This is a genomic window from Aerococcus viridans, from assembly GCF_002871935.1.
Taxonomy (GTDB): domain Bacteria; phylum Bacillota; class Bacilli; order Lactobacillales; family Aerococcaceae; genus Aerococcus; species Aerococcus viridans_B.
Genome location: NZ_PNHQ01000002.1, coordinates 23,898 through 43,984, shown reverse-complemented (window position 1 = coordinate 43,984; position 20,087 = coordinate 23,898). Strand labels below are relative to the sequence as shown.

13 protein-coding genes and 1 tRNA gene are annotated in these 20,087 nt (G+C 37.1%); 13 read left to right on the top strand and 1 reads right to left on the bottom strand.

Annotation, left to right across the window (positions count from 1 at the left end; translation table 11 throughout):
• The first annotated feature begins 8 nt into the window (after nt 1–8).
• The 8 genes from CJ191_RS01105 to CJ191_RS01070 all read left to right on the top strand — a co-directional run bounded on the left by CJ191_RS01105 (nt 9) and on the right by CJ191_RS01070 (nt 9,012).
• The gene (locus CJ191_RS01105; protein WP_102198710.1) at nt 9–5,333 is read left to right on the top strand and encodes a phage tail protein; all 5,325 of its coding nucleotides are present in this window, start codon (nt 9–11) and stop codon (nt 5,331–5,333) included.
• A 3-nt stretch (nt 5,334–5,336) separates the two neighbouring features.
• A complete protein-coding gene (locus CJ191_RS01100; protein WP_102198709.1) occupies nt 5,337–5,768 on the top strand; it encodes a DUF1617 family protein in 432 nt (143 codons plus the stop codon).
• Nucleotides 5,768–6,040: a hypothetical protein gene (locus CJ191_RS01095; RefSeq protein WP_102198708.1), complete on the top strand. Its 273-nt coding sequence runs from the start codon at nt 5,768–5,770 to the stop codon at nt 6,038–6,040. The genes CJ191_RS01100 and CJ191_RS01095 overlap by 1 nt, the downstream gene beginning before the upstream one ends.
• Before the next feature lie 52 nt (nt 6,041–6,092).
• Nucleotides 6,093–6,476, top strand: a complete 384-nt coding sequence (locus CJ191_RS01090; RefSeq protein ID WP_102198707.1) for a hypothetical protein — start codon at nt 6,093–6,095, stop codon at nt 6,474–6,476.
• Nucleotides 6,469–6,828, top strand: a complete 360-nt coding sequence (locus CJ191_RS01085; protein WP_102198706.1) for a hypothetical protein — start codon at nt 6,469–6,471, stop codon at nt 6,826–6,828. The genes CJ191_RS01090 and CJ191_RS01085 overlap by 8 nt, the downstream gene beginning before the upstream one ends.
• Nucleotides 6,812–7,018 (top strand): phage holin, encoded by a 207-nt coding sequence (locus CJ191_RS01080; RefSeq protein WP_102198705.1) that lies wholly within the window; start codon nt 6,812–6,814, stop codon nt 7,016–7,018. The genes CJ191_RS01085 and CJ191_RS01080 overlap by 17 nt, the downstream gene beginning before the upstream one ends.
• A complete protein-coding gene (locus CJ191_RS01075) occupies nt 7,018–7,905 on the top strand; it encodes an SH3 domain-containing protein (protein ID WP_102198704.1) in 888 nt (295 codons plus the stop codon). Before CJ191_RS01080 ends, CJ191_RS01075 begins: the two co-directional genes overlap by 1 nt.
• A 186-nt stretch (nt 7,906–8,091) precedes the next feature.
• Complete coding sequence (locus CJ191_RS01070; RefSeq protein WP_102198703.1) at nt 8,092–9,012, top strand: Abi family protein; 921 nt, start codon at nt 8,092–8,094, stop codon at nt 9,010–9,012.
• 364 nt (nt 9,013–9,376) lie between these two features.
• Here CJ191_RS01070 and CJ191_RS01065 read toward each other — a convergent pair.
• Nucleotides 9,377–9,449 (bottom strand) — tRNA-Thr (locus CJ191_RS01065).
• Nucleotides 9,450–9,605: 156 nt separating this feature from the next.
• On the opposite strand from CJ191_RS01065, the gene CJ191_RS01060 reads away from it, so the two are divergent.
• From CJ191_RS01060 to addA, 5 genes are all read left to right on the top strand, one after another.
• Complete coding sequence (locus CJ191_RS01060; protein WP_070469139.1) at nt 9,606–10,310, top strand: tRNA (adenine(22)-N(1))-methyltransferase; 705 nt, start codon at nt 9,606–9,608, stop codon at nt 10,308–10,310.
• A gap of 12 nt (nt 10,311–10,322) precedes the next feature.
• Nucleotides 10,323–11,138, top strand: coding sequence for a Nif3-like dinuclear metal center hexameric protein (locus tag CJ191_RS01055; RefSeq protein ID WP_102198702.1), 816 nt, complete (start codon nt 10,323–10,325; stop codon nt 11,136–11,138).
• A 13-nt stretch (nt 11,139–11,151) separates the two neighbouring features.
• Complete coding sequence (gene pepT / locus CJ191_RS01050) at nt 11,152–12,408, top strand: peptidase T (protein ID WP_070469141.1); 1,257 nt, start codon at nt 11,152–11,154, stop codon at nt 12,406–12,408.
• A 130-nt stretch (nt 12,409–12,538) separates the two neighbouring features.
• Nucleotides 12,539–16,258 (top strand): PD-(D/E)XK nuclease family protein, encoded by a 3,720-nt coding sequence (locus CJ191_RS01045; RefSeq protein ID WP_102198701.1) that lies wholly within the window; start codon nt 12,539–12,541, stop codon nt 16,256–16,258.
• Nucleotides 16,248–20,081 (top strand): helicase-exonuclease AddAB subunit AddA, encoded by a 3,834-nt coding sequence (addA, locus tag CJ191_RS01040; protein WP_102198700.1) that lies wholly within the window; start codon nt 16,248–16,250, stop codon nt 20,079–20,081. The genes CJ191_RS01045 and addA overlap by 11 nt, the downstream gene beginning before the upstream one ends.
• Nucleotides 20,082–20,087: the final 6 nt, after the last annotated feature.

Here is a 20,087-nt window from a genome sequence, read left to right as displayed (position 1 = left end):
GTGAAATATTGCTATATATTATTGATGAAAAAGGTAAAGGCCATGGGGCTTTAGCTGAATTTGGTGTGACCCACGGCGTAAATGGCGAAAAGTCTATCTCAGGAACTATCTACACTAATGAAGAGGTCATCCATGGGATTGATCGTGGGTGGAAATTACGCTTTGAAGGTGAAACGTATGCTTTCATATACGCTAAGCCTGTCGATTTAGGTGAAGTGATTCAGGTTGATTTCGACGCGGTTCATAGCTTTTTCTATGATTTTTCAAAAAGCGCTAAAAATGAGCAATTGCGTGATGGTAGCCACACAATGCAAACCTATCTTGATTTTATCTTCAAAGGGACAGATTATTCCTATCGACTAGATTCGAAGGTTGGGGCTTTTGAGAAGCAAAGTTTTGGATATAGAAGCCGATTGGCCTTATTTAATGACGTAATTAATTCTGCTGGTGTAGAATTCAGTGTCAACGGCAGTGTGGTTCGTGTATTAGATAGGGTTGGAAACGACTTATCTACAGTGGTTCGTAAGGGTTTTAACCTAAATGATTTATCAATTGAAAAGAATATCGGAGATTTTGTGACTGCTCAAAAAGGTTTTGGAGCTTGGTTTGATAAAGAAGACCACTCTAAAGGTCGTCTTGAAGTAGAATACCTCAGCCCTTTAGTCGAAATCTACGGAAGATTAGATGCTGACCCTGTAGTTGATGAACGTTATACAAATTCTAATAGTTTAAAGGCAAGATTAGAGAATAACGTGGAAGGTAGCTACTCTATTAGTGTAGCACTTGATATGGCTGACCTCACTAAAGCCGGATATGAATACAAACAGCCTCAAGAAGGCGACTATATTATGGCGATTAATGAGGATTTAGGTTTTAAACGAAAAATTCGAATTGTTAGCTATACCAGTAAATACGATACTAGCGGTGAACTAATCGACCATAACATCACAGCTAACTCTCTTGGCATGGTGCACGAAGCAATCAGTGGGCAGGCTAAAACCCAAAATAGTATCAATGAACTAAGAGATGAAATAGCTCAAACTCGTAGAGAGGTAACTGAGGTAAGAGTTAGTGCAGATGGGAAAACTAATAACTATTGGAGCAGTAAAGCGCCTAATCCTCAAGAGTATAAATTAAATATTGGGGATACCTGGTACGATACTAGTAGAGAGGATGTTGTAATTTACGGCTGGAATGGCGTTGAATGGCGTCGAGTTAGTTTTGATAAAACGGCATTTGAGCGTCAATTCGCCGAAATTGAGAAGAAAACGCAAGATATGACTATTTCAATCGCAGAAGCTGATACTAAGGCCAAAAGTGCTTTGGATAAAGTAGGTGTTGCAGATAATTTATTAGGTGAGCATCAGAAGATGATTGCTAGCCTAAATGGTCAGTTAGCGGAAGACTTGGTCACAGACCAAACAGTAACGAATCATAAAACTTGGCTAACCAACTATGGTGAGTTAGTCGCTAACAATGGATATGACACTACCGATTATATCCCTGTTAATAAAGATGATTTATTATCTCTTGAATCAACCGTATCGCATTATTATAAGTTAGCATTTTACGATACTGGTAAAAATAATCTCGGTTATTATGACGGTAGTAAAGTTGTACTGACACCAAGCGGTACGGCTTATTTTGGTAACACAGGCACATTTAATGCCCCTGCTGATGGTTTTGTACGTCTAAGCTATTCTACGGCTACTGGTGGCGCTGATACGGTTAAATTAAGTAATCAAAATAACTTATATACGCTAATTAATAGTGGCTATAACAATGCTTTATCCGCATTGAGAAACGTCGATAGAGCAATGCAAGAATTTGGTGAAAACCTTATTAGTCTTAATAGTTTAAATAATGGCTATTGGCTGAATGCTCAAGGTAAGTTAATGTCTAATAATGCTTATAAAACTACCGACTATATACGAGTAGATAGTGGAGAAAGATATAAGTTAATTGGTGGGTATGCCGTTTATCAAGTCTACTTTTATGATGCTAACCGTAATGCGATAGCTTATTACGATGGCAAAGAAATCAAGACAGACATCGGAACAGGGTTGAAATACTTTACTGCTACACCGGATAATGAACTTATTATGCCATCAAACGCAAGCTATGTGCGTATCGCAAGCAGTATAGCTGATTTTAGTCAAATAGCCTTTAGAAAATTATCTACCGTGATAGCGAATATGCTTAATGCAGTGGATAGCATGGAGAAACGGGTAGAAAGTGACTTAGCCACAGTGCGAAATACAGCTAATAACGCCTTTGAAAAAGCTAGTCAAATGGGTGGTAAGCTGTCAACTGTTGAGCAGTCAGTGGATGATTTAAAGGGCGAAATCAGTCAGAAAGTAACGAGTGCTGACGTAAGCACTGCATTAAATCAGTTTAACGAAAGCGTGAAAACACAAACAGCCACTCAAATCACAGAGAGCTTAACTGGTTATGCGAAATCAACGGATTTAAACGGTTTAGCAACAGAGTCATACGCACGTACACAAGCGACATCAGAAGCTGGAAAAGTGCGTCAGGAATTGACTAGCTATGCTAAAACTGGTGACTTAACTACTCTTGCTCAAAACATCCGTACAGAGACCGCTGAAAGTTTGAAGAGTGTTTACACTAAAACTGAAACGGATGGTTTATTGGGCGGTAAGGTGAGTCAAGCTACCTATGAGAGTGGTATCAAGGGCGTCAGAGAGAGTGTGACGACGCTTGAAGGCAGTATTAAAGACTTATCGAGCGCTAGAAACTTATTGAAAGATAGCTGGCATAATAGTGAGGATAGCCCATCAATCGTAAATACAGAATATCGTATAGCAACTTGGTGGTTAACTAAGCCTTTAGAAGTAGGTAAAACATATACTTTTAGATTATTTGGATTTAGTAACCGTGAACACTTTATGCTCTATACACCTAACGGTCTTGTGAGAATGGGCGATTTCATGGGAAATGGTACAGCTAATGTTATTAGAACAGATACTACCTACAACGCCCTGAAGAATCGTAGAGTGTGGGAAATAAGTTTTACTGCAACGCAATATACGATTAATAATATGACAGAGAATAGAGTATCACTTTATAATTATCCGTCATCCAGCAGTTCCAACGGAGAAATCTACTGGGCTACATTAGTAGAAGGAACGGTAGGTATTGATTGGCAACCAGCTATTTCGGACATGCTAGGTACTAAGGAATTTAGCTTATTCAAGCGTGATTACGAAGCCACAGATAAACTGGTACAGGAGACCTTAACCGCTATTAAAAGCGACACAGGTAGCTTGTCAACAAGGATTAATGATGTAAAATCCACTGCTGATGGTAACAAGACCATTATATCTAATGTGCAATCCACACTAGTTAATAAAGCAGATAAATCAGAATTGAGTAAGTATGCAACTACAACAAGTCTCAATCAAGTCAAACAGACTGCTGATGGAAACGAAGCCTTGATTGCTAAAATCCAAGAAACGCCAACAAGCTACTTAGCTGATTACCAGAAATTGATTAATCGGGCGAACTTATTCGATCGCACGTTAGGGACGACTGATAGTGCAGTTGGCGAAAATGTCAGTCGCATGGTGCAGACGAGTCAAATGTTCCAGACGGAAGTTATTGAACGGACTAACTTACTTGCTGGTATGGCAAGTGGAACGGGTATGACTGACGACCCATATTTTGATAAGGGCAATAATAGTATTAGCATTTATGATAATGGTAAAACAGACACAATTACAATGCTAAGAGAGTCGCCAACCACGTCAGGGCAACCTTACGGAAAATGGAGACTTAGACTAAATCATGGTACTTCTAGCGCAACAGCACCTAATCGTGGGGGTATAGCTAAATCAACTACAAGTTGGGCTAACGGTACGGTGGTTATTAAATTTGTAGCTTACTTGCCAACGGGCAGAAGCTTTGCATACAACCAAAATGGCTTAGGTAATGGCTGGTCATCTGGATGGCTAACAGATAACAAGGGTACTGGTAAATGGGAAACATACGCTTACTATTATAGATTTGGTACTAGCGGAACATTTTCAACTTTTGGCCATCTATCTGTTACTGGTGCATCATCAGCCTTTACATGGTACTTATCAGAGTACGACATTATTAATGTAGGCGAGACTAGTGCAAGTAAGATTACTCAATTATCAGATAATATTAACTTAAAAGTATCAAAAGGTGACATCTCTAACCAAATCAATATAAACACTCAAGGGGTAGTTATTCAAGGGAATAAAATAGCCTTATCTGGACAAACTAGTGTTGATGGTGCCTTCTGGGCAAAAGAAGTGAATGCTATTAAGGTTAACGCAGACAATATCACGACTGGTACGCTAGACGGTTCACGGATACGGGCGAACTCGATCGATACTAACCGACTTACTGGTAATATCAGTGAGTTTATACGTACACACTGGCAAGAAGCCAATGGGCAACATGTAAGAGTTGACGGCACAGGGATGTATACGACAGGTACAGGAGACTGGCGACGTACTTACTTTACACCAACAGGTATGGACTTGTTTAACGGTCAAGGTAATAAAGCTGGTGCGATTGGTTACTTTAAAGCTAGTCGAGATTACACCAACGGTAATTATGGTGACGAAAATATTATGTGGGGAGGCCGTCAACGTCATACTGTCGGAATCGGTGTCAATTACAACCATGTATTATCACTTGCGTACGTATCATCATCAGCAAGTATTGATAATGGATATAATGACGCTTTGACAATTTCTCCACAAGATAGCGGTAAAGTATCTATACACACTTCTTTGGATATGCTTTCTCGTCCAATCGAAAATGCTTATCGTTTAAATTTCCGACATGGTGGTTACATATTTGGTCAGCAAAACTCTAGTATGTACTACAATGCAAGTTTACGACATGACTTAGCGATTGCTGGGTCAACTAAATTGGCAGTAGACGGTACGATTAGAGCATATACTGGTATCGACATGAATGGTAATGATATTGCTAGGGTAGGAAAGCTATCTTACAACTCTGATGAGCGATTGAAAACCAATATCAAGCAGACTGCTATCAAAGCTTTAGAAGCAATCGAACGTTGGAAATTAGTTGAGTATTACTGGAGGAAAAATGGCGAGTATGTAGATATTGGTCTAATTGCCCAAAACACACCAGAACTGATGACGTATGACAGTGAAAGTGATATCTATGGCATCGATGCTGGTAAGCAAACGATGTATAACACGTTGGCTATTCAGCAGTTAAATACTAAAGTAGACGACAAAGTAGCCAAATTAGAACAAAAAATAGCGAGTTTACAAGATGAATTAGCGTTATTAAAAGGAGCATGACGAATGAAATCAATTAAGATTAAGAATACTTATGTGGCACCAATCCACAACTTATTAAATAGCTTAGCTTTAACTGGTAAGGCTAGTCGTGGACGCACTAAATTTCTTAAACGGCTAGAAGAAAAGAACAAAGAATTTCTAGAGGACTTAGAAGCCTTGCAAAAAGAGTATTTCGAAACTGATGAAAACGGCGATTTGATTGCTGATGACAAAGGGAAATTGACATTTAATGAAGATTTAGACTTCGACGAGTACAACTCGAAATACAAAGGAATTGAAAATGAGCAAGCAGAAATCAGCTTTGGAGAATACTCAACTAAATACGAAGCTATGTTTAACGCTTTAGATAATTTAGATGTGCCATTGTCAGGTCAAGATGCAGAATTATACGACACTTTAATGGATGCTTATGAAGCAGAAAAGGAGATTAAATAATGAGTAAATATGAAACAACTACAATCAAATATTTCGTGGTGAAAGAAGCAGAGTCAGGCGTAGAAGAAGTCTTACAATTCAATGATTTCAACGGGTCAGTGTATTGGTACTCTGACGCAAATTCAGCTACTAAATACGACACCAAAGAACAAGCGGAACAAATGCGACAAGTCCAAGAAATGCTAGGGAAATTCAGCAATCAAAAAGCGACTTACAAAGTATTTGTTACAAATTCAGAAACCAAAGAAGTTAAAGAAGAAACAGCAGAATAGCGTACTGGGGTGGTCTTAGGACTGCCCTTTTATTTTGAAAGGAGCGTGAGGTATGTGGCGAAAGATTAAAGAGCATATCATCTACTATTTCGACTCTTATTTGTTGTCTTTGACATCCATCGTGTATGGTTGGCAATTATTTCTAAATCCTGAAATATTGCTAAATTATCGAATATACCAACGAATTCGAGATTTATTTGACCACAAATATATAGGTGCTTCGTTTGTTGTTTTAGGGGCAATTTATATCGTTGCTACAATTTTAAATCAAAAGAAAATCAAACAGATAGCACTGCCTGTTTTCACATTTATGTGGGCTTTCTTTAGCTTTAGCTTCATAATGACCGACCCACCTAACACGGTGGGGGTGCTAACGATGAGTGTGGCAGTACTAAGCTTTGGTATCTCGCTAAGAGGTGATTTTAAAGATGGATAATCTAAATCCACTTTTAATCGCAATTGTGCCAGCTTTCTTGACTTATTTAGGTACTAAATACAAAAGTCAAAACGAGCGAGAGCAGTATGCTAGCACCGCGTGGAAAGAGCTGTACGACGAGACAAAGAGACAGCTTGAGGATAACAAAGCTCGTATGGATAGTATGCAATCTGATATGTCGGAGCTAAGACGACAAATCCACGAAATGAAAAAGCGTCATGCAGACGAGGTCATCAAGTTAGAGCGCATCAATGATGAGTTGCGAGAAGAAAACAGTCAGTTAAGAATTGAGAATGGAAATCTGAAGAATAAACTAATTGAAAGGAGTCAATCGAATGAAATTGAAAAATAAAACTTATGACACGCTGAAATGGCTCGTGTGGATATTTCTTCCAGCGCTAGGCGTGTTTCTAGGCGTGTTAGGACAGACGTTAGGATGGGAGAATACAGACACAGCGCTGACCATCTTAACAGCCTTTACAGCGTTTTTAGGGACGATTACAGGCGTATCTAATAGAGAATTTAATAAGGAGGAGAAATAATGAGTGTAAAATTACCAGCAACACGTAATGTTGATATGTACACCGCTAAGCAATACCCAGACTTATGGACTGGTGGAAACCCAAAAGGTGCGATTATCCATAATGATGCGGGACGTATGTCGGCTACTGATTATATTTCTTGGTTAAGAAGTGCACGCACGCCGGGAACATCAAGAGCAGAGTCGGGGTTTGCTAATTATTACATCGATAGAAATACAATCGTACGAGTAGCCACCACCACAATCGGTGGATATGCAGCGGCGAACCCGTATTACAATAAGAATTTCCTTCATTATGAAGTATGTCAGCAATTGAGTGCTAATAATGCAGATTGGCTTGCGAATGAGCGCGCGGTATTTATGCAAGTAGCGGAAGATTTTCATTTCTACGGTTTAAAACCTAGCAAAGATACAATCGCACTACACCATGACGTATCACGTACTGGGACATCATGTCCACAACGCTCAATGAAAGCACACGGTGGAAACTATCCATCAGTACGTCAATACTTTATTAACCAAGTAGCATATTATATGTCTTTAGGTAAAACTGTAAAAGAGATGGTTAATGCCTTAAATAAAGGCAGAAAAGCCACCGTAACGGCGACTAAATCATCAACTAATACAAATACAGGCATCATTAAGAAATACGCTGAAAAGGGCGTATTTTATCCAAATGAAACTATCATCGTGCGAGATGCACCATCCACGAAAGCTAACATTGTGGCACGCTATTACAAGGGAGAGAACCTAACTTATCACACCGTCCATATTGGAAATGGATATGTATGGCTTGAATATTTACGAAACAATGGCAAGTCAGGTTTCATTCCAATTCGTGAATATAAGAATGGTAAATACGGCAAGGTATGGGGAACAATTAAATAGATACATTTTTAAAAGGGTAGTGGACTTAGTGTCTACTACCCTTTTGGTGTTTCTATAAAAATATCCTTATATTAATTGACAAATTTTAGTTTATTGATAAAATGTAGTTAATAGATCAAGGTCTACCCACGCTAAAGCGCAGATACGTTCTGAGGGGTAGACATTTTTTGTATAGTGAGGTAATTTATGGAGCATTTGAATTATCAGGAACAAATGAGTAAATTTATATCTAGAGGGATGAAATCTAATAATTTTGAAAAAGATTCAAAAAAATTAGAAAGTATTTCTTACTATAAATTAAAAGAAACTGCTCAAGTTTTTGCCAAAACAACCAAAATAGATGGTGAGTTAGAAATTGATTATCAAGGTATTTATTTTGATGAAGTATTAAAGCGCTTCTATCAAGACAAAAATTTACGTTTGCATCTCTTACATGCGATTGAAGAAATAGAAATATCTATTAAAACTAAGATTGCTTATATATTAGGTAGAGATACTTATTCAGCGTATGGATATTTAGACTTCCCTTCATGGTGTAATCGGGAGAATTTCAAGCGATTTGAACTTGCTATGGAAGAGAGTACGTTTAAAATCAAACTACTTAAAAAGGTAAAAAATTCTAATTCGAGCGAGTTACAAATTAAATTGAAGGAAAATATATTTCCACCAATTTGGCTAGCTGTTAATTTATTAACTTTAGGAGAGATAATCCATCTATTGAAATATATGTCAAATAAAAATTTGAAGTTGCTTGCAAATGAATATGGTATGACTCCTAATGATTTCCTAGCCAAAATTAGATGCATTCATTTGGTTAGAAATATTTGTGCTCACAATTCTTCTGTTGTTGATTTTAAAATAAAAACCATGCCACCGGTAATGGATAGAATAGAAGAGTATCTATTTCATTTCAGCGATGGTAAAATAACCAACAGAGTTATTGTACCTGTATCTATTGTTATAGAATTCATGAAAATTATAAATCCAAATTATAAGCTTAGTTCAATTAAAAAAACTATTAAATCTCTTTGTCAAAATGAATTTAAGTCTAAGCAATTTGGATTCAAGGATAGAGAATCATGCGAGCTCTATTTAAAGACAGTATAATAAATTTATCCTTCCCCTCAACCTAACTGGTGGGGGTTTGAAATACCTCCCAACATCAGTTATGTTATCTATGTGCTTCGTTCCCAACTTAGCACGTTAAAAGCTCTTACTTCCTTAATCGGAGGTAGGGGCTTTTTTTGTGCTTATTTTTTAAAAAGTAGCAAAAAGCCCACTAATAACACTAGTGAGCTACCCTATTTTAACATGTAAATTTTACCATGGTTCGATTCCTAAATGCTTCCAGAGGTCACGAAAAGGGCACGAAATTTTGATAAAGTATGATATTGTTTGATAAACAATTTTATAAAAACGTTATTAAATCAACATTTCTATTTTTATTTTACACTCTTTGAAACGCTTATTATGCCGAATGCAAGAATCGAACTTGTGACCTCCTCATTACGAATGAGATGCTCTACCAACTGAGCTAATTCGGCGAAATATATAAAGTATTTTCAACATAAATATTCTATGCCTAATATTTTTATTTGTAAAGGGATAAACTCTTATCATTTTAGAAGGTAAATTCCTAAAAAAAGTAAGAAACTTTGATATAATTATTCTGTATTGAAATTGAGTGGAGAAGATAAATTATGAACGTAAATCACTTATCAGAAAGATTAGCATCGGTCGCTTCTTTTATAGAAGATGGCGCACGGTTGGCAGATATTGGCTCAGACCATGCATATCTACCAACTAATTTGGCTAGTCAAAATAAGCTTACCAAAGCAATTGCTGGTGAAGTAGTGGCAGGCCCGTTTCAATCTGCCCAGCAAGAAATTGCCAGACAAGAATTAGGACATATAGTTGAGGCTAGACTTGGAGATGGCTTAGCTGTCATTCTGCCTGAAGATCAAATCGATACCATTACCATTTGTGGTATGGGGGGTGCTTTAATCGTTGATATCCTAGCCCAAGGTTTAGTTGATGGTAAATTAGCTAGCAAACCACGGTTGATTCTACAACCGAATGTCGCAGAAGACAAAGTCCGTCAATGGTTAAACCAGCACAATTATGAAATTGTTGACGAAGCGATGATCACAGAAAAAGGTAAATTTTACGAGGTCATTGTGGCAGATTATCGAGATAATCTTCAACAAAAACTAACCCAAACGGATTTGCTATTTGGTTTATTCAATAAAGAGAAATATCCAACCGTTTTCCAAGATAAATGGCAATTGGAATTAAAAAGAACAGAGTATGTACTAGGTCAACTGGAACAAGCTAAACAACGGGATGAAAGTAAAATCGTCCGCTATCGAGAGTTGAAGGCAGCAATACAAGCACAATTAGCTTAAGGAGGCATTAATTTGTCACTCACAATTAAAGATTTTATCCAACAATTCCAAACATTCGCACCGGAATATTATGCTGTTGAAGGAGATCCAACGGGCTTACATTTTGGTCGTTTGGATCAAAATATCCATAAGATTTTGGTCACTTTAGATATTCGTCCTGAAGTGGTTGAAGAAGCGAAAGCAATCGGTGCAGACTTTATTTTTGCACACCATCCACCCATTTTTAAACCTGTGAAGCGATTGACTGAAGATGATCCACAGCAGGCAATGTATGCCGAAATTATTCGGTTAGGTATAGGCGTTTATGCAGCGCATACGAATTTAGATGCTGCACCAGATGGTATGAACGATTGGTTGTCTGACTTATATGCGGTTGAAAATACGACAGTTTTACGACCACATACTGAAGATGAAACGACAGGACAAGCAATTGGTATTGGACGGATTGGTGACTTAGCTGAACCTGTGTCACTTGTAGATTTTGGCAAATTTGTAAAAGAAAAAACTGGTGTAAATGGACTGCGAATGGTTGTTGCTGATGGCAATAGACCCGTTAAACGTGTGGCAATCCTTGGCGGCGATGGAGGCTCTTACTTTGAAGATGCACTCGCTAAAGGTGCAGATACTTTTATTACTGGAGATGTTTATTATCATACGGGACACGATATGATTGCTGCAGGGCTGAATGTCATCGATCCTGGCCACCATTTTGAATCAATTGTCAAAGAAAAAATGACAGAGAAATTTACTGAATGGAATGAAATGAATCATTGGCAAGTTGAAATTGTAGCTAGCCAATTAAATACCGACCCATTTACATTTATATAGGAGGAAAAACTGAATGACTTACCAAATTAAAGAACAAGAATTATTAAATCGTTTTATAGCATATGCAAAAGAAAATACACGTTCAAACGAAGCGAATGCGGACCAAGTGCCTTCCTCACCAAACCAAGTAGCTTTTGCTAAGAAACTGGTAGAAGAACTAACAACTTTAGGATTTTCAGATGTTTCTTACAATAAAAAAGACTCATTTGTTACTGCTACAATTCCAGCAACAGATGATAGTAAAAACTATCCAACGATTGGTTTTTTTGCTCATGTAGATACAGCAGATTTTAACGCTGAAAATGTTCAACCACAAATTATTGAAAACTATGATGGTAGTGTAATCCCTTTGGGTGATTCAGGGTATGTCTTGGATCCTGACGAGTTTGATTCATTAAATAAATATGTGGGTCAAACATTAATCACTACTGATGGGACAACATTACTAGGAGCAGATGATAAAGCTGGAATCGCAGAAATTGTCACAGCTGGTAAATACTTAATTGACCATCCTGAAATTAAACATGGTGAAGTGAAAGTTGCTTTTGGTCCTGACGAAGAAATTGGCGTAGGGGCTGATCGTTTTGATGTAGAAGGTTTCGCTGCTGATTTTGCTTATACAATGGATGGCGGACCACTAGGAGAGTTAGAATTTGAAACCTTCCATGCAGCATCTGCAGTTATTGAAGTAGCAGGTAAAAATATTCATCCAGGTTCAGCGAAAGACTTAATGATTAATGCCTTGCAAGTAGCGATAGATATTCATAATCAATTACCAGAAAATGAGCGACCTGAAAATACAGAAGGACGCGAAGGTTTCTTCCACTTGATGGGTATGGATGGAAATGTAGAAGCAGCGAAATCAACCTATATCATTCGTGACCACGACCGCCAACAATTTGAAAACCGTAAAGCAGCAATTCAAGCTGCTGCTGATAATTTGAACGAATTCTATGGTCGTAAAATTGCAACAGTTACGTTAAATGATCAATATTACAACATGGGTGAAATTATTGAAAAAGATATGCGCCCGGTCACGCTTGCTGAAAATGCCTTTGCTGCTGTCAATATCCAACCAGATATCATCGCTGTTCGTGGCGGTACTGACGGTTCTAAACTGACTTACATGGGATTACCAACCCCTAACTTATTTGCCGGTGGTGAGAATATGCACGGACGTTTTGAATATGTGAGCCTACAAACCATGGTTAAGGCAACTGAAGTGATACTTGCGATTGTTGAGGGTGCTGGTGACTATGATCGATTATAAGAATACTGTTTTAAATATATGAAGGTAAATCATTTACCGTAAATAAAGAAGTTGGCATTTTAAAGATGTCAACTTCTCCTTTTATATATTTAGCAATTAAAAACATTTGCTTTAATCTGGAGGAGCTCAAATGAATTTACAGTTTATTTTAAAAACACCTACACAAAATGACTTAACCAGCCTCTATCAAGATATAGATCATTACTTAAGAGCAGATATTGAAAACCAAGTATTTATCATTACAGACGATAATATGAAATTTGATTTAGAAATGTCTGTGCTGCGTCAAATGAAAGCTATTCAACTGAATGCAGAGTATACGAATGATGAAGAGCATGCGGGGATGATGCGACTTCAAGTTCAGTCATTTAAACGATTGGCTTGGTATTTATTACAAAAACAAGATAGTCAGGCAGTTGGCGATATTTCAGATATTGGTAATATTATGGTGATAGGTCGTGTCTTAGCTGATATGAAGGAAGAATTACTAGTTTATCGTGGTGAATACAATCAGATTGGGTTCGTAGAAGCGCTAGCAGACCTATTTAAAGAATTGATCAATGGACAGGTTACAAGTGATGTATTTTTCTATTCTTTGTCACGTTATGAAGATAGTAGTCAGCCACTTATCCAGAATCAAATTAAGAAGATGAAAGAGTTAGCGGCTATTTACCAAGAATATGAAAAGTACTTAGCTGGTTTAACAATGGCAGAACAGAACGTTTTTGTACAACTTAGACAGGCTATTGTAGACCAAGATTTATCCAAAACAAGGATTATCATTACCGGGTTCGACTACTTTAATGCCCAAGAGTTGGAGACAATAGTATCATTTTTAGAAAATTGTCCTCAAGTTCAGATCGTTTTAAATCTAGATAAAGCTTATGATTTTAAAACGCCAGACTGGTATGAGTTATTCACTGTTACTGGAAAAACCTATCATCAGTTGACACAATTTGCGCGAAACAGACATATTCCGCTTCAAAAACCGATTTTAGCTGAAAATAATAAAAGCTATGCAACTGGCTTTAAAGTACTCGATCATTATTTCAGAACGGATAATCGTATTGAAAGTGGTCAGAAGGCACAATCATTCCAAGATAAAAATGCAGTTAATCAGGTAATGGAAATATGGGAAGTGCCATCGACTCATATGGAAGCTGACCAGGTTGCCAATGAAATTTATCAACTGATTGCTGATCCAGATGCAGGTTATCGCTATAAGGATATTCAAATATTAACTAGAGATGAAGCAGGTTATCAACATACCTTACAGGCAGCTCTTGAAGCCAATGAGATTCCATATTTTGCTAATTTTCAAGAAGACATGGCACTACATCCGCTTTATCGATTTATGATGAGCTTATACCGCGTTTATCAACATAATTGGCGATATCAAGATACGTTTGATTTGCTTCGTAGTGAATTATTAAACCCTATAGATTTGGATACGCTAAAATTGGTAAATATTGATGATTTCAGTATGGGTAGTATGTTCACTGACGACCTATCAGATAGTCAAAAAGCACAAATACAATTTCGCGACGCCGTTGATTTAACTGAAAATGTTGTTTTACGAAACGGTTATGAAGGACAATTCTGGTGGTCTAAAGATCGCACTTGGTCGTATATTTTAGTGGGTGAAGATGGTGAAAAAATTGGGACAAAACGTGATATTGCTATTGAAGAGACTGCTAATCAAGTTAAATCTTTTGTTGTTGGTATCTTGTCACCGCTATTTGCCAATTGGAAAAAGGAACAAACAACTGAAGAAGCAGTCACTTATTTTTACCATTTTTTAGTGAATAGTGGTATTCCAAAAAGTCTAATGAATTGGCGAGATAAATATTTAGAGGCTGGTCAATTACAAGAAGCTAGGCAACATGAGCAAGCTTGGCAAACCTTCATTCAAATGTTAGATGACTATGTTCAACTATTTGGTTCAGAGCTATTTGATCTTGAATATTTCTTCAAAATTCTTGATCTAGCCTTTCAAAATGCTAGGTATGCTATGGTGCCACCAACAATGGATGCTGTAACTATTGGGTCTTTTGATGAAAATCAGGTAGAAGCTAAGAAAATCACTTTTATTTTAGGTATGTCCAAGTACGCCTTACCCGTTGTCTATGAAGAGAAGTCTTTGTTAACGAATGAAGATAGACAATTAGTAGTAAAGCAATTAGACGATTTACAGGCATTGAAGCAATCTGCTGATAGCAAGAATAATAATGAAGCTTATAAAGCCTACTTAGCGCTTCTATCCGCTACTGACCATTTGTATATCTCCTATCCATTGAATAATGGAGATGCTGATACAGAAGGATTATCGCCTATGATTATGCGTATCGCACAAGCTTTTGATGTACCAATCAAATACTTGCGTCAACCATCAGACCATACTTCAGAAGCTACAATTCTGAAACTCGGCAATAGCTATTCTCAGGTACGTTACTTACTAAAAGCTATAGCACAGGATGCACATGGACAGCAGAAGTTACGTCAGATTTGGCAACCGGTTTATAAGCAAGTAATGACTGAAGCTGGTGCTAGTGACTTCTTTAAATGGTTGCAAACTAGTTTAACTTACCATAATACTGTTTTACCACTGACACCTGAATTGTCTCAGTCTCTATACGGTGATATTTTGTCAGTCTCTGTGTCACAGCTTGAATTATATAATCGTGATCCATTTTCTTATTATTTAAAATATGGTTTGAAATTAAAAGAACGACCTAGCTTTCAACTAGATTCTCTGCAAACAGGGAATTATTTCCATGAAATGCTGGACCATTTTTTCAAAGAAGTCAGTCAACGCGAATTTGATTTGGCGAGTCTTTCTGAAAAGGAAGTTGTAGCTATTTTAGGGGAAGTAACAGCTAAGTTGAATGATCCGGATGTGTACCCAGAATATACGATATTTAAGGTGAATAACCGTAATAGTTACTTACAAAAATCAATGCAGGAAACGATCCAGTTATTGGTAGAGAATATTATTAGACAGCGGCAAGCGGTCAACGTGACGACAATGGAAACAGAGCAACGGTTTGGCTATATCCAAAAAGATGACGAACCAGAGGAAACCATTACGCACTTTACCTTAAAGAATGGACAAGAAGTACGCTTGCGAGGGAAAATTGACCGAATCGATGCGGTATCGCATGAACAAAATGGCAAACTTCAACATTTTATTCAGGTAGTGGATTACAAGTCATCTGCGCATGAGGTAAAATTTGATGAAATTTATGTGGGGGCGCAACTACAACTTTATACTTATTTAAAAGTCGCTTTAGACCAACTGAATCAGTCAGGGCAAACAGCAAAGCCTTTGGGAGCCTTTTATCAAAGAATCTTCCAACCTCAAGTGAAAATTGAAAAGCAAGCTGATTTGACTGACAAAAATATTGCCGATAAAATATTTGCTGATTTGAAATTGGCAGGTTATATCCGCTTAGATTATGACTTATTAGAAGACATTCATCACGAAGGGTTAGCTGCTGGTGATCAGTCGTCTGTTTATTCGATTAGTAGAAAAAATGATGGTGATTTCAAAAAAAATGCTAAGGTATTAACGCAAGAAGAATTAGAGCAATTGTTAGCCTTTGTAGAAGAAAAAATAAAGTCTACAGCTGAGCAAATTGTATCTGGACATATTGCTTTAAATCCACTTGAAAACGATCCTTATATACCATCAATGACAGAACCTTACAGGTCAGTGTCTATGTTTGATGCTACAGACTATACCAATAAATACCGACCAAATCTATCTATGACTGCAGATGCATTTTTCCAAGCGTTATCAATAGATAATGAAATTGAAGAAGAGGAGGACCAGACCGAAGATGATAAATAAGGAAAAACAAACCACTATTCCACTACAAACGGAAGCTAACGCCAGGTATACGGCAGACCAGTGGGCAGCTATTCACTTAGAAGGAGATAATTTATTGGTTTCAGCCTCTGCTGGTTCTGGTAAAACGAGTGTCCTTGTCCAACGTATCTTACAAAAGGTACGTCGGGGTTATGGTGTAGACGAGTTACTAGTCGTTACATTTACTGAAAAGGCTGCCAGTGAAATGAAAGAGCGTCTTGAATCTGCATTGCAAGAAATGATCAATGATGAACCAGATAGTGATAGTCGCCAGCATTATTTACAGCAAATCGCTAAATTACCTCAAGCCAACATTTCAACAATTGATGCCTTTTGTAAGCAGGTCATCCAACGGTATTATTTCTTGATAGATTTAGACCCAGTTTATCGACTGTTGACTGATGAAACAGAAAATATGATGCATTTTGAAAATGTCTGGGAAACCTTAAAAGAAGACTTATTGGCTAATGAAAATGCTGATTATTTACTGATGGCTAACCACTTTGCTAGTGACCGTAAGGATGACAAGGTGGACCAATTAATCTTTGATTTATACAATAAATCTAGAGTACATACAGATCCAAATGGATGGTTAGACGGACTGGTTGCCAACTACCCAGATGCAGATACCCCTTACGGTGAAACTAGCTTCTATCAAGACTTTGTAGTACCAACTCTCTTAGCAGAAATTGAAGCTTTGGAGAATACGGTCCGTCTTTATATTGAAGATTTACCTGTTTCTGAAGCTATTGGCTTTGAAAAAATGGCGAGTTCAGTTAAAGAAAAATTAGCTTATTTAGACCAACTGAAAACGAATATAAAGTCATCCTATAAAGAGGCTTACCAACAAGTTATTTCTATGCCATTTCCAAGATTAGTATCGCAATCTAAAAAAGATTTTGAAGCAGGTAACGATGCACAAATCGAATTAAGAACAACCTTAAAAGAACGACACGATAAGACAATTAAAGCAGTTTTTGAAAAAGATATTATGCCGTATTTCACCTTTGATGAACATTATCAAGGACAATTTATTCAAGATGCTAAAAGATTGGCGCAGGCAATTATTAATATAGAAAAAAAATTCACTAAACGTATGCAGGCACATAAGTTTGACCAACGAATTCTAGATTTTTCAGATATAGAACTCTTTACTTATCAAATTCTTAGTAAGCAAGTGGGTGAATTATCCCAAATAGATACTGATCAACCAGAAGTGATGAATGAAGCCAAAGCATATTACCGAGATAAGTTTACAGAAGTAATGATCGATGAGTACCAAGATGTCAATGCCTTACAAGAAGCAATATTACAAGCTGTTTCGGGTAATCCTGATCAACCTAATATGTTCATGGTAGGAGATGTTAAGCAGTCGATTTATCGCTTCCGCTTCGCTGAGCCAGGATTGTTTATTCATAAATATAATCAATTTGCGGATGGAAATGGCGGAAAGCGTATTGTCTTAGCAGAGAATTTCCGTTCAAGAGCAGATGTCCTAGATTTTACGAATTTTATTTTCCGTCAAGTAATGGATCCACAAGTTGGCCAAATTGCATATGACGAAGAGGCGGCTCTTAAACTTGGATTTACAGATTACCCAGAAACTGACCGGATGCAAACTGAAATACTTTTATACGAGGAGGAAAAAGCTAGTAATTTAGAAAATGATCTATTAGATGAAGGGATAAATAATGGGACTAAAATGCAAGCAGAATTGATTGCACAATCTATTTTAGACAAAGTCCATCATCAACATATGATTTACGATAAAAAAATACAAGCTGAGCGGCCAATTACATTTAATGATATCGTGATTCTAGTGGCTACTAGACGGAACCATTCAGAATTAGAGGATGTATTTGCACAATATAAAATTCCGTTAATGTTAGATGACTCAGCTAATTATTTCCAGCGTACTGAAATACGTATTATGTTGAATGTGTTGAAGTTTATCGATAACCCTTATCAAGATATTCCGCTGGCAGCCATTTTACGGTCTCCTATTATCGGTTTAAATGAGCAAGATTTAGCCAAAATTCGTATAGCTAATCAAAAGGCAACATACTATGATGCAATGAAGGCATATATGATAATGGATGAAGGACAAGATGCACAATTAGCAGAAAAGCTACATAAATTGAATGCATGGCACCAAGATTGGCGAGATATTGCTCGTGATAAACCATTGGCAACTTTGATTTGGCGAATCTATACGGATACCGGATTTTTAGATTATGTTGCTGGTATGCCGAATGGGGAGGTCCGACAAAATAACTTGCATGGTTTTTATCAATTAGCTTCTGATTACGAAGCATCTGCTTTTAAAGGGATTTTTCAATTTATCCGCTTTGTTGAAAAGATTCAAGAAAAAGATAATGACCTACAAGCACCTAAACATGGAGATGATACACAATCTGCAGTCAAAGTTTTTACGATTCACCATTCTAAAGGGCTAGAATTCCCCTTAGTCTATGTTTACAATGTTTCCAAACGCTTTAATACGCAAGACCTTCGTAACCCGGTGATTTACAATGATGTAATTGGTATGGGGGTAAAATTAACCGACCGCTCTCGTCATATCACTTATCCAAACATGTTTGAGATGATGACGAAAAGATTCGAGAAAAAAGATATGCTAGCTGAGGAAATGCGGAAACTATATGTTGCGTTAACCCGAGCAGAACAACAATTAGTCTTAGTCGGAATGGTGAATGATTTTGATGCAGTGATTGCTAAATGGCAGGGGTTACTGATGAAAGATGAACAATTAGCGCCTTCAGGAAGGATTAAAGCCAATAGTCTACTAGATTGGATTGGACCAGCTTTGATGCGTCATCACGATTTTGATCAAGTAAATCAAAGTGTACACATTCCAGATTACCTTACCAATACCAACACCAATTTCCGTATTGCTGTGGTATCTGGTGAAGAAGCACTATTAGGCCGTCATAAATGGATAAATGCAATTGATGAGACTGCACCAATTGATCATAATGAGATTTTGGCAGCTATTCTAGCTGATGACAAAATAGTTGAAAATGATCAAGTAGATAAGCAAATGATTCAATTACCAGTAAGTCAATTAGATTATGCTTATCAATCAGCTACGCAGACAACATCCTTCCAATCTGTATCAGAATTAAAACGGATGCTACAAGATCCAAGCGAACAAGAATTAAAACCGTGGTCAATAAATAATCGAAACAAATTAACCAAAACCTTTCGATATACAGAAGATGATTATGAACAACCTAAATTCTTAGTGAAAGATCAACCAGTTACGCCAACAGCGATAGGATCAGCAGCTCATCTTCTCATGCAAAAATTACCCTTAGATGATTTGCCAAATACGGATACCTTTAAAAGTTTATTCAATACTTTATGTGATGCAGGTATCTTGAGTCAGCAACTTTGGGACCATATCCAAGTGGATAAATTAATAGCTTTCTTTGAAACAGCAACGGGACAATTGATCTTAAGGCATGCGGACCATTTGTATAGAGAGGAAACTTTTTCATTAATGATGGCCGGATCTGAAATTTTTACAGATATGTCTACATCTGATGATTTACTTATTCATGGGACGATTGATGGTTTTATCCTATTAGCTGATGAAATTTATCTTTATGATTTTAAAACGGATCGTATTGCATATCTAAATGATAGCCAACAAGAAAAGACCTTAGTTGACCGCTATCAAGCCCAAATGGATTTATATGCCCAAGCACTTGAAACAATTTGGGGTAAACCAGTTACTCAGAAAATGATCATATCTTTAGACACTTTAAAAACTTTTTTTGTCTAAAAGACT

What these genes read in the sequence shown, in the direction of transcription:
- CJ191_RS01100 (WP_102198709.1), top strand. Translation starts at nt 5,337, where the DNA reads ATGAAATCAATTAAGATTAAGAATACTTATGTGGCACCAATCCACAAC.
- CJ191_RS01095 (WP_102198708.1), top strand. Translation starts at nt 5,768, where the DNA reads ATGAGTAAATATGAAACAACTACAATCAAATATTTCGTGGTGAAAGAA.
- CJ191_RS01090 (WP_102198707.1), top strand. Translation starts at nt 6,093, where the DNA reads ATGTGGCGAAAGATTAAAGAGCATATCATCTACTATTTCGACTCTTAT.
- CJ191_RS01085 (WP_102198706.1), top strand. Translation starts at nt 6,469, where the DNA reads ATGGATAATCTAAATCCACTTTTAATCGCAATTGTGCCAGCTTTCTTG.
- CJ191_RS01080 (WP_102198705.1), top strand. Translation starts at nt 6,812, where the DNA reads ATGAAATTGAAAAATAAAACTTATGACACGCTGAAATGGCTCGTGTGG.
- CJ191_RS01075 (WP_102198704.1), top strand. Translation starts at nt 7,018, where the DNA reads ATGAGTGTAAAATTACCAGCAACACGTAATGTTGATATGTACACCGCT.
- CJ191_RS01070 (WP_102198703.1), top strand. Translation starts at nt 8,092, where the DNA reads ATGGAGCATTTGAATTATCAGGAACAAATGAGTAAATTTATATCTAGA.
- CJ191_RS01060 (WP_070469139.1), top strand. Translation starts at nt 9,606, where the DNA reads ATGAACGTAAATCACTTATCAGAAAGATTAGCATCGGTCGCTTCTTTT.
- pepT (WP_070469141.1), top strand. Translation starts at nt 11,152, where the DNA reads ATGACTTACCAAATTAAAGAACAAGAATTATTAAATCGTTTTATAGCA.
- CJ191_RS01045 (WP_102198701.1), top strand. Translation starts at nt 12,539, where the DNA reads ATGAATTTACAGTTTATTTTAAAAACACCTACACAAAATGACTTAACC.
- addA (WP_102198700.1), top strand. Translation starts at nt 16,248, where the DNA reads ATGATAAATAAGGAAAAACAAACCACTATTCCACTACAAACGGAAGCT.